13 protein-coding genes are annotated in these 14,290 nt (G+C 61.2%); 6 read left to right on the top strand and 7 right to left on the bottom strand.

Going from position 1 to position 14,290, the window contains the following annotated elements:
- Nucleotide 1 precedes the first annotated feature (1 nt).
- The 6 genes from GM668_RS10975 to GM668_RS10950 are packed head-to-tail and all read right to left on the bottom strand — an operon-like array spanning nucleotide 2 to nucleotide 4,127.
- Nucleotides 2-319, bottom strand: a complete 318-nt coding sequence (locus tag GM668_RS10975; protein WP_155438987.1) for a hypothetical protein — start codon at nucleotides 317-319, stop codon at nucleotides 2-4.
- A 3-nt stretch (nucleotides 320-322) separates the two neighbouring features.
- Nucleotides 323-1,045: a tetratricopeptide repeat protein gene (locus GM668_RS10970; protein ID WP_155438986.1), complete on the bottom strand. Its 723-nt coding sequence runs from the start codon at nucleotides 1,043-1,045 to the stop codon at nucleotides 323-325.
- Nucleotides 1,046-1,073: 28 nt separating this feature from the next.
- Nucleotides 1,074-1,991, bottom strand: a complete 918-nt coding sequence (locus GM668_RS10965; protein WP_229499172.1) for a hydrolase 1, exosortase A system-associated — start codon at nucleotides 1,989-1,991, stop codon at nucleotides 1,074-1,076.
- On the bottom strand, nucleotides 1,981-2,844 hold the full coding sequence (locus tag GM668_RS10960) for a hydrolase 2, exosortase A system-associated (RefSeq protein ID WP_155438985.1): 864 nt from the start codon (nucleotides 2,842-2,844) through the stop codon (nucleotides 1,981-1,983). Before GM668_RS10960 ends, GM668_RS10965 begins: the two co-directional genes overlap by 11 nt.
- Nucleotides 2,841-3,092 carry an acyl carrier protein gene (locus GM668_RS10955; protein ID WP_155438984.1) on the bottom strand — a complete coding sequence of 84 codons (252 nt, stop codon included), beginning with the start codon at nucleotides 3,090-3,092 and terminating at the stop codon, nucleotides 2,841-2,843. The genes GM668_RS10960 and GM668_RS10955 overlap by 4 nt, the downstream gene beginning before the upstream one ends.
- A gap of 3 nt (nucleotides 3,093-3,095) precedes the next feature.
- A complete protein-coding gene (locus GM668_RS10950; RefSeq protein ID WP_155438983.1) occupies nucleotides 3,096-4,127 on the bottom strand; it encodes a GNAT family N-acetyltransferase in 1,032 nt (343 codons plus the stop codon).
- 96 nt (nucleotides 4,128-4,223) lie between these two features.
- Here GM668_RS10950 and GM668_RS10945 point away from each other — a divergent pair, with 96 nt between their 5' ends.
- The 6 genes from GM668_RS10945 (at nucleotide 4,224) to GM668_RS31160 (ending at nucleotide 12,609) form a co-directional block, all read left to right on the top strand.
- Nucleotides 4,224-5,801 (top strand): acyl-CoA ligase (AMP-forming), exosortase A system-associated, encoded by a 1,578-nt coding sequence (locus GM668_RS10945; RefSeq protein WP_155438982.1) that lies wholly within the window; start codon nucleotides 4,224-4,226, stop codon nucleotides 5,799-5,801.
- 2 nt (nucleotides 5,802-5,803) lie between these two features.
- The gene (locus GM668_RS10940) at nucleotides 5,804-7,054 is read left to right on the top strand and encodes a pyridoxal-dependent decarboxylase, exosortase A system-associated (RefSeq protein ID WP_155438981.1); all 1,251 of its coding nucleotides are present in this window, start codon (nucleotides 5,804-5,806) and stop codon (nucleotides 7,052-7,054) included.
- A gap of 181 nt (nucleotides 7,055-7,235) precedes the next feature.
- A complete protein-coding gene (gene prsT / locus GM668_RS10935; protein WP_155438980.1) occupies nucleotides 7,236-10,007 on the top strand; it encodes an XrtA/PEP-CTERM system TPR-repeat protein PrsT in 2,772 nt (923 codons plus the stop codon).
- Nucleotides 10,008-10,113: 106 nt separating this feature from the next.
- Nucleotides 10,114-10,875 (top strand): N-acyl amino acid synthase FeeM domain-containing protein, encoded by a 762-nt coding sequence (locus tag GM668_RS10930; RefSeq protein ID WP_229499170.1) that lies wholly within the window; start codon nucleotides 10,114-10,116, stop codon nucleotides 10,873-10,875.
- A gap of 51 nt (nucleotides 10,876-10,926) precedes the next feature.
- Nucleotides 10,927-11,577, top strand: a complete 651-nt coding sequence (locus GM668_RS10925; RefSeq protein ID WP_371868682.1) for an N-acyl amino acid synthase FeeM domain-containing protein — start codon at nucleotides 10,927-10,929, stop codon at nucleotides 11,575-11,577.
- A gap of 243 nt (nucleotides 11,578-11,820) precedes the next feature.
- Nucleotides 11,821-12,609, top strand: coding sequence for a PEP-CTERM sorting domain-containing protein (locus tag GM668_RS31160; RefSeq protein ID WP_229499168.1), 789 nt, complete (start codon nucleotides 11,821-11,823; stop codon nucleotides 12,607-12,609).
- 54 nt (nucleotides 12,610-12,663) lie between these two features.
- Here GM668_RS31160 and GM668_RS10915 read toward each other — a convergent pair whose 3' ends face one another.
- Nucleotides 12,664-14,289, bottom strand: a complete 1,626-nt coding sequence (locus GM668_RS10915; RefSeq protein ID WP_155438979.1) for an FAD-binding oxidoreductase — start codon at nucleotides 14,287-14,289, stop codon at nucleotides 12,664-12,666.
- Between the last annotated feature and the right edge of the window lies 1 nt (nucleotide 14,290).

Below are 14,290 nucleotides of genomic sequence, written 5' to 3'. Positions count from 1 at the left end.
GTTATGGCTGCACCTTGCACGCCGTGCGCGCTTGCGCCAGGCGCACTTCACGGCGCTCATCGATGGATTCGGACTGGCCCGCACTGAGCAACTGGTCAACTTCTTCTTTCGGCAAGTTGTCGTAATAATTATTGGCGACGCACTCGCAATATTTCGGCACCAGTTTCAAATTTTTCGGCGCGCCCGGCCCGGTATTGCCGGCCCGTTCGCAGCGGCTGCGCTCGACCCGCTTCAATCCATCCAGGCGCGGATCGGATGCCGCGTGTGCTGCGGCGGCAAGCAGCGCAAAGGTCATCCCCGTGGTGACATATTTCAGCATCGCTTACTCCTTGACGGGCGGCTTTGCCGGCTTAGGCGCCGGTTCGGGATCCGCTGCCTCCCCCTCCTGCAAAGGTGGCGGCGGCATGACTTCTTCCGGCATGTAGCGCCACTTCCCCGCGTTTTGCAGCATGGTGCGCAAGCCTGGCAGCGGGAACCCCGCGTTATACGCGCGCTGCGCATATTTGTTGGCCAGCTCGTAATTATTCAGTTTGAAATACGCGAGGCCGAGGTTGTAGTGGATGACGGCATTGCGGCTATCCAGTTCGACGGCCCGCACATACATTTCCACAGCCTTGTCATTCAAACCCAGCCCGAACAGGTAACCGGCATACGCTGCATACACGGCAGCATCATCCGGCGCAAAGCGCTGGGCGCGGTCGTAATAGCACTCGACCGGATATTTCATGCCGGGTATCGTGGCGCGCTTTTCCTTCAGCGCCAGCCGCGTCAGCGCATTCAATGCGGGAGCATGGTTGGGAAACGCGGCCAGCGTCGCTTCCAGCGCAGTACCGCCGGCCATGCCACGGGCGCCGCTTTCCACTTCCGGTGTGAACGCTGTTTTTTCCACCTGAGAAAGCCGGGCGGCAAATTCCGTCCTGCCTTTGCGGTAATCCGACAAAGTGGCCGGTTCGTCAAGTGCGCCGCAAATTTTTGACGCAGCCATTGCCGGAGCGGCTGCGGCGGCCAGCAGGCAGGCAGCCGCCAGCGCAGATAAACATTTCATGGGGTCTCCACATATTTCCTGCAGTAATTTACCACGAGCGCAGCCACTGTCCAGTCCATTCCGCGACCTGGTCGCGCCATGCGCGGCTGGAGAAAGTATGGTCGGCGCCAGGCAACTCCCGGCGCGTGATGCGGGGCGCCTGCATCAGCTTGCGCCACGCTTTGGTACTGCCCGCCAATTCCTGGAATTCCATGGCGGTCATGTCAGCCGGACTGATGACGAACAACACCGGTCCGTGAAAGCGCTGCAAGCCCGCATACAGCCGTGGGCCCAGCGGCGGCGCAGGGGGCGGCACGGCAGCGGGCGCCGCGTGCACGGACAGCAAATCATCCGGCAAGGCCGTCACGGTAACGGCAGCCGACGGCGTCTGCTGCAAAACCTTGCGCACTTGTTCGGCCAGCGAAGCGGCTGACCCGCGCACATCGAAACGGCCGCTCAATATTTTGCGCCACAGCGCGGGATCCACCAGGCGCCGCAAGTAGTAATGCTTGAGCATGGTTTTGGCCAGCCTGCCTTCATCGCGCGCCCACGGATTCAGCAACACGAGGCCGCTGACGCGGGCGTCATCCGCGCCATACAGCATGGCGGCGGCAGCGCCGTCGCACAGCCCCCACAGTACGATATCGCGCAATCCCGGCACGGCCTGCATGAAGCAATCGGCGGCGGCGCGCACATCCGCGCCGATATCTTCGAATGTGCGCGGCGTCCCTTCGCCATCGCCCATGCCGCGCGCATCGAAGCGCATGACGGGGATGCCTTGCGCGGCCAGGCTGCGCGCCAGCAAGGTGAATTGGCGATGGCTGCCGGCCCGGTATTGGGGACCGCCGACGATCACCAGCACGCCGCGCGGTCCTGGCTGCTGCGGCAGCGTGACGATGGCCGGCAGAGAGTCCGCGCCGCAGGCAAAGGCCAGCGCCTGCTCGTAATACGGCATGTCACTGTGCATGGCGCGCTCCCATTGCGGCCACCGTAGCCCCCACCAGCGCGGAACTGGTGGTGACTTCCTGCGTGCCCCAGAATTGCAGCCCCGCCACCACTTGCGCCTGCACCGAGGCCCCCTGCTGCCGCCACGTTTGCAGCACAGCGTTGCTGGCTGGCGTCAACGGGCGGCTGGCGTCGGCCGCCAATTCAAACCAGTGCGTGGCGCACGGCGGCGCCAGTTGTTTGCTGTCCAGCGCGTCGAGTGCATCGGCCATCGCGGGCGCCAGCGTATAACCGGCAATTTCCAGCGGCGTACCATCGCGCAGCGATGCCCGCAATGCCGCCGTGGTTGTGCGCGCCGCCTGCTGCTGGTCCAGCATGTCGGCAGCCAGTTGCAGGCGCAGGAATTGCGTCAGGTACGCGGCGCCGCTGTGCACCGGCTGCCACAGCAGCAGGCGGGAACAAGCGAACTCGCGCGCGCAATCGAGCGCCAGCAACGCGCCCATGCGCAAGCCCCACAGGCCCGGCGCCTGTCCGCTGCGTTCGCGCAGCCATGACACGGCATGCGCCACGTCGGCGCGCCACCATTCCCAGCGCGCATCGCTGAAATCGCCGCTGCTGTCGCCGCAGCCCAGCAAGTCGATTTGCAGCACGGCCACGCCTTGCGCCGCCAGCGCGCGCGCCGCCAGCGCCGCCATGCGGCGGCTGCGGTTCATTTCTTCCGCAAACGGATGCACGTACACCAGCGCCGCCGAAGCCGGCCCGGCTGGCGCATGGTACAGGCAAAAGCGGGCGCCCTGCCCGGCAATGGGCAGAAAAAACGGTGCGGGTGGAGGGAGCGCGGGCGCGGCCGGCGCAGCGGCGCCGGAAGGGATCATGCAGTCAGCTTGAATTCAACGAATTTTGCCAGCGAACCTACCGTGGCAAACGTGCTGGCATCGATTTCATCATCATCGATGGCAAAACCGAATTGTTCTTCTAAAGTGGCAATCAGCTGGACCACGGCCATCGAATCGAGTTCCGGGATACTGCCCATCAGCGCCGAATCCGCCGTCAGCGCATCGGCGGCGCCGGGCGGCAGGCTCAATGTGTCGGCCAGGATGGTCTTAATTTCTTGCAAATACATTACTTACTCCAAGGATGTGCGCCGCATGGCGTGCAGTTGCTGGTGCAGCTTCCGCAACAAGGGCCAGCGATAATGGTTGATATGGTACATGGTGCGCACCTCGTCAGTCCATTGACGGTGCCAGGGCAATACCTTGCCATAAAACTCCACAACCCGCAGGCCGGGCCGTGAAAACAGCAGCCGGAAGCTTTCATCGCGCATCAGCAGCGCGGGCGAATAATGCGATTCCACGCTTTCGTCATAGGCGGTTTTCAACACCACCAGCACGCCGCCGCCTTCAATGCACAAGTCCATCGCCACCAGCCGGTCATTGAACCAGTAGCGCACCGCGCTGCCCGCGCCACGGCGGCAAAACGCCGCCAGCATGTCCGTATAAAAGCGGCCTTGCGCATTGTCCGCATGGACTGCCGTGCCTTCCGCGCCCTTCCAGCCGCTGCTTTCCAGCCGGCCGTAATCGGCAACCGCGGCGGCCATCTGTTTCGGCGCGGTACAGATTTCCAGGCGCGTCGCAATGCCTTCGCGCTGCAGGCGGCTGCGCTGCTTTTTCAAGTTATTGCGTAAATTCTTGCCCCGCCCCGCCCAGTAATCGTCGTACGACGCGTGGATGGTGATGCACGACGTCTCGATGTAATCCAGCGTTTGCACGCGGCCGCCATCCAGCGGACGCGCCGCCAGCACGGGATCGCATTGCATGACCGCTAAAATGAGCTTGCCGCCGGGCAATGCGCCCAGCAAGCTGCTGCGCAACTGCGCCGCATCTTCGCCCGGCAATTGCAGCCACATGGCCAGCGGTTGCTGCGCCGGCTGGAACGTGGCCCATACCCCCTGGCGTTGTTGCACCACCACGGCCATCGCCACCACGCGGCCGCCGTGTTCGCACGTGGCCAGCAACGCGCGGCCGTCATCAAAGTGTTGCAGCAAGGGAATAACGAAATCCGCTTCCAGCAGGGGCGCCGCAGCGCCGGCAGCATTGAGCGCATTCCAGCGGTCCGCATGGGCGGCGAAGTCTGTTGCCGGGGTCAGGGTCCAGGTCATGGAGCGCAAAAAGAGCGGAAAATAGTTGCCACTTTATCACAATCGACTTGCCCAGGCGATGGACAGCCCCCCAGCCTGCGCGTACCATGCGGCCCCATGAGCGACCTGATACATGATTTCATATTTGACAGCGCGCGCCGCACACCGGGCGCGGAAGCGCTGGTTTATGGCGCGCGCCGCCTCGACTATGCCGCGCTGGCCGGCGCCGTGCGCAGCGCTGCCGACGCGCTGGCTGCGCTGGGCCTGGAGCGGGGTGAACGGGTCGCCGTCTGCATGGAAAAAAATGTGGAAAACGTGGCGGCCATGTTTGGCGCGGCCGCGGCCGGCGGCGTGTTCGTGCCCGTCAATCCACTGCTGAAACCGGAACAGGTCGCCTATATCCTGGCCGACTGCAACGTGCGCATCCTGGTCACCAGCGCCGACCGCCTGCGTTTGCTGGCGCCTGCGCTGGCGCAATGCCCTGACCTGGCGACGGTGATTGCCGTCAATCCGTCCGGCGCGGCAATGCCTGAAGTCGAAGGTATTGCCGTACTGAGCTGGGATAGCGCACTGGCCGCACCGCCAGGCACGCCGCCGCGCGCTGGCATCGACACGGACATGGCGGCGATTTTGTATACGTCGGGCAGCACGGGCAAACCCAAAGGCGTCGTGCTGTCGCACCGCAACCTGGTGGCCGGCGCCGTCAGCGTGTCCACGTACCTGAACAATACAGCGCAAGACCGCCTGCTCGCTGTTTTGCCGCTGAGCTTTGACTATGGCTTGAGCCAGCTGACCACGGCCTTCCGCGTGGGCGCCACGGCCGTGCTGTTGAACCACTTGCTGCCGCGCGACGTCGTCAAAGCCGTCACGGCGGAACGCATCACGGGCCTGGCGGCCGTACCACCGCTGTGGCTGCAACTGGCGCCGCTGAGCTGGCCTGCTGACTGCACATTGCGCTACTGGACCAATTCCGGCGGCGCCATGCAGCGCCCCACGCTCGATGCACTGCGCCAGGCGCTGCCGAACGCCCAGCCTTACCTGATGTATGGCTTGACGGAAGCATTCCGTTCCACGTATTTGCCGCCTTCCGAGCTGCAGCGCCGCCCCGATTCCATGGGCAAGGCGATTCCCAATGCGGAAGTACTGGTGCTGCGTCCCGATGGCAGCGAATGCGATGCGAATGAACCGGGCGAACTGGTGCACCGCGGCGCGCTGGTGTCGCTGGGCTACTGGAATGATCCCGCCAAGACCGCCGAGCGCTTCAAGCCCTACGTGCAGCCTAACGGCGCCGGATTGACGGTGCAGGAATGGGCCGTGTGGTCGGGCGACACGGTGCGCCGCGATGCGGAAGGCTTCCTGTATTTCATTTCCCGCACCGATGAAATGATTAAAACATCGGGTTACCGCGTCAGCCCGACTGAAGTGGAAGAAGTCGTCTATGCAAAGGGCGGCGTGCTGGAAGCGGCCGCCATCGGCGCCCCGCACCCGACGCTGGGACAAGCGATCGTCGTCATTGCCCAGGGCGCTGACGGCGCCACGGCGGAAGCGTTGCTGGCGGCCGTCAAACCGCATTTGCCTGCCTACATGCTGCCGCAGCGTATCGTCATGGCGGACGCTGCCCTGCCCCGCAATCCCAACGGTAAAATCGACCGCAAATTATTGAGCCTGCAATACGCAGACTGTTTCCAGACTTGAAGATGACCACGCCTGTCCGCCCGCAACACGCCCCGCTCGAACAATTCCCCATCGTGAACGACTGCCTGGTGGTGGGCGGCGTGCCCTTGCCGCGCCTGGCGGCGCAAGTGGGCCAGACGCCGTTTTATGCGTATGACCGGGGCGCGCTGACACGCCGCGTGCAGGCATTACGCACGGCGCTGCCGCCGGAAATCGCGCTGCACTATGCCATGAAAGCCAACCCGATGCCGGCCGTGGTCCAGCATATGGCGGACCTGGTGGACGGGCTCGACGTGGCGTCCGGCGGCGAATTGCGCGTGGCGCTCGACACCGGCATCGATCCGCAGCACATCAGCTTTGCCGGTCCCGGCAAGAGCGCTGCGGACCTGGCCAGTGCGGTGGCGGCCGGGATAGTATTGAACGTGGAATCGGCCGGCGAACTGGAACGCGTCGCCGCCATCGGCAAGACACTGCACGTGCGCCCGCAAGTGGCGCTGCGCATCAACCCCGACTTTGAACTGAAATCGTCCGGCATGAAAATGGGGGGCGGCCCCAAGCAATTCGGCATCGATGCGGAAATCGCGCCCGATGTGCTGGCACGGCTGGCGCAACTGGACGTGGATTTCCACGGCTTCCACATCTTCAGCGGTTCGCAGAATTTGAAAGCTGCCGCGCTGCGCGAAGCCCACGAAAAGACGTTTGCCCTGGCGCTGCGCCTGGCAGCCCATGCGCCCGCGCCGCTGCGCACGCTGAATATCGGCGGCGGCTTCGGCATCCCGTATTTCCCGGGCGAAGAACGGCTGGATATCCAGCAAGTGGGCGATGGCTTGCGCGCCATGCTGCCGGACGTGCTGCGCGCACTGCCCGGCGTGCAAATCGTGATCGAGCTGGGCCGCTATCTGGTGGGGGAAGCCGGTGTGTACGTCAGCCGCATCATCGAGCGCAAGGAGTCGCGCGGCCGCACTTACCTCGTCACCGATGGCGGCCTGCACCACCACTTGTCCGCATCCGGTAATTTCGGCCAGGTGATCCGTAAGAATTATCCGGTGGTGATCGGCAACCGCGTGCAGCAAGGGCCCCGTGAAACGGCGACCGTCGTGGGCCCGCTGTGCACGCCGCTGGATTTGCTGGCGGACCAGATGGAACTGGCGCAGGCAGGCCCCGGCGACCTGGTGGCCGTGCTGCAATCGGGCGCCTACGGCTTGAGCGCCAGCCCCGGCGCGTTCCTCAGCCACCCGGCTGCGGCGGAAGTGCTGGTTGGCCGCCGCGGCTGACTGTTGGGCGCTACCACCCGCTCGATGACGACAGTGTGACAGCTGGGTAACTATATCGCCCGCAGTGCCTGCCATGCATTGTTATTTCTATTGCTACACCGCGTGTTACATGCCAACATAATGGATGGTATGTTGGCAAGCTCACGTCCATCGTGTGCAGCCCTTCACTCAAAGGAATCGTATGTCCCATCGCGTAAATAAGCTGGCGCTCGCCACCATGGTCGCAGCCCTGTCCACCGGACTGGTTGCATGCAAAAAACAAGAATCGAGTGAGACGCTGGTCGCGCAAGCCAAGCAGTATCAGCAAAAAGGCGACATCAACGCCGCCATGATCCAGTTGAAAAACGCGCTGCTGGCCAACCCCGACGATGCGGAAGCGCGCTTCATGCTGGCGTCCGCCTATATTGAAAATGGCGATGGCGCCGCCGCGGAAAAAGAAATCCGCCGCGCCATCAGCCTCAAGTATGCGTCCGACAAAACCGCCCCCATCCTGGCGCGCGCGCTGCTGTTGCAAAACCAGCCGCAAAAAGTGCTGGACGAAACGGCGGAAGAATCGAAAAAGATGGGCGGCGACCTGACGCTGTACCGCGCGGAAGCGCTGCTGGCCTTGGGCAAGCGGGAAGAGTCCGTTGCCTTGCTGGACCAGGCTTTGCAAGCCGAACCTAAAAATCCGCTGCTGCTGGCTGCCAAAGGCCGCCTGGCAAAGATCAATGGCGATGAAGAAGGCGCCATGCGCCTGGCCGACGAGGCATTGGCTGTCGCGCCGCAAAGCCCGGAAGCGCTGATGTTCAAAGCCGACTTGCTGCGCGTGCAGCGCAAGACGGACGAAGCCATTGCCCAGTACGATAAAGTCATTGCCGCCAAGCCTAACCACCGCTCCGCGCACATTGAAAAAGCCTATCTGGAATTGACGGCCGGCCAGTACGACAAAGCCCAGGCTGACCTGGACAAGGCCAAGAAAATCACCCCGGGCAGCATGCTGGTCACCTACACGCAAGCGTTGCTGGATTTCTCGCAAAACAAGAATTCAGCGGCCCAGGAAAGCGTGCAAAAAGTCTTGCGTGTGGCGCCGGACCATATGCCCACCATCTTGCTGGCGGGTGCACTCGCGCTGCGTATGGGTTCCGTGCAGCAGGCGGAACAGCATCTGCGCAAGTACTTGGAAAAAAACCCGGACAACGTTTACGCCCGCAAGATGCTGGCTAGCGCCCTGTTGAAAACCGGCCAGAGCCCGGATGCGCTCAGTGTGCTGACACCGGCGCTGAAAGGCGATTCCGACGACCTGCAAGTGTATGCACTGGCAGGCGAAACTTATATGCAGGCGCGCGACTTTAACAAGGCGTCGGAATACTTTGAAAAAGCGTCCAGCAAGGCGCCGGAATCGGCTGGTTTGCACGTGCAGCTGGGCATCAGCAAGCTGCAAAAAGGCGAGGAAGCCAAAGGCATGGCGGAACTCGAGACGGCTGTGAAACTCGATAAGACGCCGCAGGCAGGCATGGTGCTGGCCCGCGCGCAGTTGGCCCAAAAGAATTTCGACAAGGCCGCCAACACGGTGGCGGAACTGGAAAAGAAATTCCCGGACAATGAAGTGGTCATTGAGTTGAAGGGCTTGGTGCAAGTCGGCAAGAAAGATCTTGCCGGCGCAAAAGCCAGCTTTGAAAAAGCCGCCAGCTTGAAGCCGGATTATTACTCTGCAACGGGCAACCTGGCGCTGCTGGCCATGGCGGAGAAAAAACCTGCCGAAGCCAAGGCCGCGTTGCAGCGCTTCCTCGACAAGAACAAGAAGAGCATTGACGCCATGACGGCCATGGCGGCGCTCTCTGCGATGGAGAAAAATGTTCCGGAAGCAACCCGCTGGCTGGAATTGGCACAGACGGAAAATCCGGATGCAGTGGGTCCTGCCAGCCGTTTGATTACACAATATCTGTCGACTAACCAGCAGCAAAAAGCATTGACCTTGGCGCGCAAGATGTTGGCGACTAATCCCAACAATGTGGAATTGATGGAATTGCTGGCGAAATCGCAAATGGCCAATAAAGATACGGATGGCGCGCTGGAAACGTACAGCAAGCTGGCCGGCGCCCAGCCGAAAAATGCTGCGGTACAAGTTGCCATTGCCAACCTGCACATGATGTTGAAAAATCCGACGGCCGCCGAAGACGACATCAAGAAAGCCCTGCAATTGCAGCCGGATTATCCTGTTGCCCAGATCGCCTATGCGGAATTGCTGTTCAACAAAAAACAAGTCGACCAGGCTCTTGCCCAGGCCCGCGCCATTCAAAAGAAACATCCAGAAGCGGCAGCCGGGTATCTGGTGGAAGGCGATATCCTGATGAAGACAGGCAAGCCGGCCCAAGCGCTACCGCTGTATGAGAAATCGCTGGCGATGGCGAAATCCATTGATTCATTGACCCGCGTCATCAATGCGCAGCGCGCCGCCGGCAAAAACGCGGAAGCAGACAAGCGCCTGGCCCAGGCCATTCAGCAATTCCCCAAAGATGCGCGCTTGCAATTCCTCCAAGTGGAATTGAGCCTGCGTGACAAGCAATACAAGCAAGCTGCCGAGCAACTGGAAGCCATGGCCAAGGATGCGCCGAATAACCCGGCGGTCTTGAATAACCTGGCCTTTGCGTACCAGCAGACCAAGGATAGCCGCGCGCTGGCAACGGCAGAAGCCGCTTACAAGGCAGCGAACACGGAGCCGGCCATCATGGATACGCTGGGCTGGATCCTCGTGGAACAGGGCGGCGACGTCAAACGCGCGACGCAGCTGTTGCAGCAAGCCAGCACCAAGGCGCCGCAATCGAGTGAAATCCGCTATCACTTGGCGATGGCATTGTTCAAGTCGGGCGATAAAGCGGGTGCGCGCAAAGAAGTGGAACAAGCGCTGGCCAGCAATGCCCCGTTCAGCAAAGCCGACGATGCACGCGCATTGCTGAAACAATTGCAATAATGGTGGCGCACGGCAGACATTTGATTTGCCGATGTGCTAAGGGAGCGGTACGATAAGCTTCAGCCCGCCCCTCTTCCCTACCGACGCAGTACCCAGGAGAAATCCCATGGACCACAATGACGAGGCGCCAGAGCACGGCTTGACCATCAAGCCGCCGGCCCCCCGATCCCACGTCGTCTGCATGGAACCGCTTGCCCTTGGCAACGAAGTCATCATGCAGCAAGATCATTTTGCCATCCGTCTTGCCGACACCGATGTCGGACGTAATTCCGCCAGCATGTTGATCAACAAGATGTATGGCTGGCGTGGCTATGGCGACAAGCACAAGGTCGAAGAAAATCCCAACCGCATTACCTTGTCTGCCACGGACAAGGGCAATGTGATTGGGACCGTCACCATCGGCATTGATTCCGATGCCGGCATACTGGCCGATGAGATTTTCCACGACGAAATTCAGAAAGTGCGTTTGCGCGGCGGCAAGGTCTGCGAAATTACCAAGCTGGCGTTTGATCCCACGCTGCGCTCCAAAATGGCGCTGGCCTCGCTGTTCCACGTCTTATTTATCTTTGCGCATTACCGCCACCATTGCACAGACGTGTTCATTGAAGTCAATCCGCGCCACCGCCGCTATTACGAAGCCATGCTGGGATTTAAGGCGATCGGCGATGTGCGCACGAATCCGCGAGTCGATGCCCCGGCGTACCTGTTATGGGTTAGTATGGCGCACGTCAATGCGGAGATTGCGCGGCTGGGCGGTACCAGCGACCATCCGGGCAATGAACGCTCACTGTATCCGTACTTCCTGTCGCGCCGAGAAGAAACCGGCCTGGCAAACCGCTTGCTGAAATTGGATCAACCTGGCGGCTGAGGCAGCCTCAGCCGTGCGCCCGCATCATGCGGGTTCTGTTATATTTTCCCGGTGACTATCCCTGACCCTGCGCATAGCATCCGCCTTGCCGATACCGACGAAACGCGATTTTCCGCCAGTCAGTTGCTGGGGAAGATGTACGCGTGGCGCGGCTATGCCGGCACGCACCGGGTGGAAGAACATCCGCATCGCGTCACACTGTTTGCCACGGAACGGGGCGAAACAGTAGGCACGGTGACGCTGGGTTTTGACTCGGCCGAGGGCTTGCTGGCCGACGCGGATTTCAAGGATGTGATTGACGGCTACCGCATGCAGGGAGGCCGCGTGTGCGAAATCACCAAGCTGGCCATCGCGCCGGGCGCCAATTCCCGGCAGACACTGGCATCGCTGTGCCACGTGATGTTTATCTACAGCCATACCAAGCACCGCTGTACGGACGTGTTTATTGAAGTCAATCCACGCCACCGCCGCTATTACGAAACCATGCTGGGCTTCCAGTGCCTGGGCGAACAGCGCATCAACAAGCGGGTCAACGCACCCAGTTTCCTGCTGTGGACCAGCATGGACCACGTGGCTGAGCAAATTGCCAAGCTGGGCGGCACCGCATCTCCCACCAGTACCGTGCGTTCGCTGTATCCGCACTTCCTGCCGCCGGCCGACGCTGCCAGCTTGACCGACCGCCTGCTCAACAAAACCAAGTAAGGTCTCCGGCTGCGCGAAGCCAGCGCCATGAGCATGGTCACGCCCCGGCGATACGCTGGATCAATGTGTCGGAATTCTTTACAGCTGCTGACTTGAAATCCATTCGCATTCGCGCATGTTTTTTTCAAAATCCTATTAATTCAAATACTTGCAAATCTTTTCACTGCTTGGCATGCGAATTGCTTAATGTTGAGTGTGCTGGCCAATATGGCAAGCGTTTTGAATCCAACAAGGAGATTTTTTATGAAACTGCTCAAAAAAGCGATGATCGGTTCTGCGCTGGCACTGGCCTTTTCCGCTGCACAAGCTACCCCGATTACGGTTGGTGGCGTGACCTGGGATCCGGACTATGTAAAAGGTTCGGAGAAAGATTTCATCGCTCAGTATGACTTCACCCAATGGTTCGGTACCAAAGTTGAGACTGCTGGCACCGCCCCTGATTTCACTGACGCGGTCTCGATCGGCACCGTTTTCTCCAGCCTGAATGGCTCGTCGTCCGCTACCGGTTTTTACCTGAAGGGCGCTGGCCAAGTTTATCGCGTCAATGCCAACAGCTACGCTAACGGCAAAAACTTCTGCACGAATTGCGAAGTGACCTACGCCTTTGGCGGCATCGGTTTGAACAACAATCAAACTTTTGATGTTACCAACGCATGGGCACGCCTGTATGTCAACAGCCTGACCCCTGACTTCAACCCTCCAGTTGACAGCCAAGCTGCAGTTAACGATGCCGTCTCGGGTTCGCTGTGGCTCGACCTGAAGATCAATTCCGTTGCCTTCAAGAGCGGTGACGTGACCGACGGCGTCGTCAGCGCGGTTCTGGAAGTGATCGGCGGTTCTGCTGCCGGCAATTTCATGCCAAATACGCTCGCGTACACGGCGAATGCATTCTTCGAGCCTGACACGGCTTATTCGGCTGGCGGTAACGGTTCGCTGAAAGGCAACACCATTCCTGAGCCAGGTTCGCTGGCACTGCTGGGCCTGGGCCTGCTGGGCGCCAGCGCTGTGCGTCGCCGCAGCAACAAGGCTTAATCGTCTCGTTCGACCAGTAAAACTGCCCGGCATGCCGGGCAGTTTTTTTTCGGCTTATTGGTAACGTCCAGGCGCCACCAGGTTGGCGGGATCCAGCGCTTGCTTGAGTTTGGCATGGAAAGCTGCCGAATGCGTCTGGTTGACCTTAATGGCGGCCATGGTATCGACGCCGACCCGGTATGGGAACACGCCGATCTTGCGCCCTTCTTCCAGTAATTCCTTGTAACAAGCACGCGCCCGCGCCACCGCTTCCGGCTGGCTGCGGTCAAACAGCAGCGGCACCGTACTGTCGAATAGACGTTCATTAACGGAAGTAAACGTCAGCAGCGGTTCCATGCCGTGCTTTTTCGCCACGCGCGTCACCAGATTCACATACGCTCGCGCATATTGCGGCCGCATCGGCACCAGCGGCGCGTACCACAGCAAGCCGCAGCCATCGCGGCCAGGATCGCGTCCATCATCCGGCTGCTTGCCGGGATTGCGCCAGTACGCCAGCGGCAGCGCGGTTTCATTGGGACGCCCCGCCACCAGGTCCAGCGACTTGGCCAGGGTCGCCGCCGTACTGCCGAGCCGCTGCCCGGCGCCACCAGGCAACAATTTCGCCAGCTTGGCCAACGTGCGGGCATTGCCAGGACTCAAGAACAACATGCGCGTGCCAACGCCGGCCAGCGCCCGTTTGATTTCCTTTTGCGCGGCCGCCACCATGGTCTTGGTGCCATACAGCGTGCAAAAGCCAGTCCACGGCGCGATCTGGTATTGGCGGCCGAGGGTTTCAATCACGTCCAGCGGAATCTGGCCATTGCCGTCCGGCGGCGTATCCGGATACGGCGCATTCATGGCCAGCACGCGGTGCCGGTTCATCAAATTGATACCGCCCACCGTGCCCGGCAGCGAACGCAGGATATGGCGCACGCGTTCCACTGCAGTTTCCAGCAGCGCATCATCTTTCAAGTTGAACAGGCACACTTTGACGACTTCGGGCCGGCGCGCCAGCACAATGCTCATGCGCGTCACGACGCCATACCCGCTTTGCGTAAACAGTGGCGCCGTATGCGGGCCGAGACCCCACTTGAACAGGCTCGCCAGCTCTTTCGTCCCCGCTTCGCGCAACGTCGTGCGGTACAGGCTGCCATCGGCCAGCACAGCTTCGATATCCGTCACGGCGCCAAAGTGGTCCGTGTGCGGCGTCACGCCATAACCCCGCTCCAGCGCATTGCTGAGCAAGCTGCAGCTGGGGCCGGCGCCGGTGACCGGCACCATGTATTGGTGGTTGTTGGCATCTAGGAATTCCGCCAGCATTGCCTGCGTGACGCCAGGCTGCAACGTCACTACGCCCAGCTCCGCATCAAAATTCATTTCTTTCAGCCCGCCCAAGTCGAGGATCACGCTGCCGTCGCCGGCCGGCAAGGCCGTGCCGTACCCCCAGTTGTGGCCCGTGCTGATCGGGTGAACGGCAATGCCATGCTGACTGGCAACACGCATGACAGCCGAGACGCAGGTATCTTCCCCGTCATTCTGGACGATACGGACAGCCGCGCGGATGGTGCGGGTGCTGCCGCCCGTATCCGCGCCATAAGCTTGCTGGGCGGCTTCTTGCGACAACACTTCCGCAACGCCGGGAATGGCGCGCCAGGCGGCGCAGGCAAGGTCGAGAGGATTAGGGTCGAGTGGCGGGGTCATA

It is taken from the genome of Pseudoduganella ginsengisoli, assembly GCF_009720865.1.
GTDB lineage: Bacteria > Pseudomonadota > Gammaproteobacteria > Burkholderiales > Burkholderiaceae_D > Rugamonas > Rugamonas ginsengisoli.
Note: the sequence above shows the minus strand (reverse complement) of the source record. Positions and strands in the feature narration are given on the sequence as shown.

What these genes read in the sequence shown, in the direction of transcription:
- GM668_RS10975 (WP_155438987.1), bottom strand. Translation starts at nt 319, where the DNA reads ATGCTGAAATATGTCACCACGGGGATGACCTTTGCGCTGCTTGCCGCC.
- GM668_RS10970 (WP_155438986.1), bottom strand. Translation starts at nt 1,045, where the DNA reads ATGAAATGTTTATCTGCGCTGGCGGCTGCCTGCCTGCTGGCCGCCGCA.
- GM668_RS10965 (WP_229499172.1), bottom strand. Translation starts at nt 1,991, where the DNA reads ATGCACAGTGACATGCCGTATTACGAGCAGGCGCTGGCCTTTGCCTGC.
- GM668_RS10960 (WP_155438985.1), bottom strand. Translation starts at nt 2,844, where the DNA reads ATGATCCCTTCCGGCGCCGCTGCGCCGGCCGCGCCCGCGCTCCCTCCA.
- GM668_RS10955 (WP_155438984.1), bottom strand. Translation starts at nt 3,092, where the DNA reads ATGTATTTGCAAGAAATTAAGACCATCCTGGCCGACACATTGAGCCTG.
- GM668_RS10950 (WP_155438983.1), bottom strand. Translation starts at nt 4,127, where the DNA reads ATGACCTGGACCCTGACCCCGGCAACAGACTTCGCCGCCCATGCGGAC.
- GM668_RS10945 (WP_155438982.1), top strand. Translation starts at nt 4,224, where the DNA reads ATGAGCGACCTGATACATGATTTCATATTTGACAGCGCGCGCCGCACA.
- GM668_RS10940 (WP_155438981.1), top strand. Translation starts at nt 5,804, where the DNA reads ATGACCACGCCTGTCCGCCCGCAACACGCCCCGCTCGAACAATTCCCC.
- prsT (WP_155438980.1), top strand. Translation starts at nt 7,236, where the DNA reads ATGTCCCATCGCGTAAATAAGCTGGCGCTCGCCACCATGGTCGCAGCC.
- GM668_RS10930 (WP_229499170.1), top strand. Translation starts at nt 10,114, where the DNA reads ATGGACCACAATGACGAGGCGCCAGAGCACGGCTTGACCATCAAGCCG.
- GM668_RS31160 (WP_229499168.1), top strand. Translation starts at nt 11,821, where the DNA reads ATGAAACTGCTCAAAAAAGCGATGATCGGTTCTGCGCTGGCACTGGCC.
- GM668_RS10915 (WP_155438979.1), bottom strand. Translation starts at nt 14,289, where the DNA reads ATGACCCCGCCACTCGACCCTAATCCTCTCGACCTTGCCTGCGCCGCC.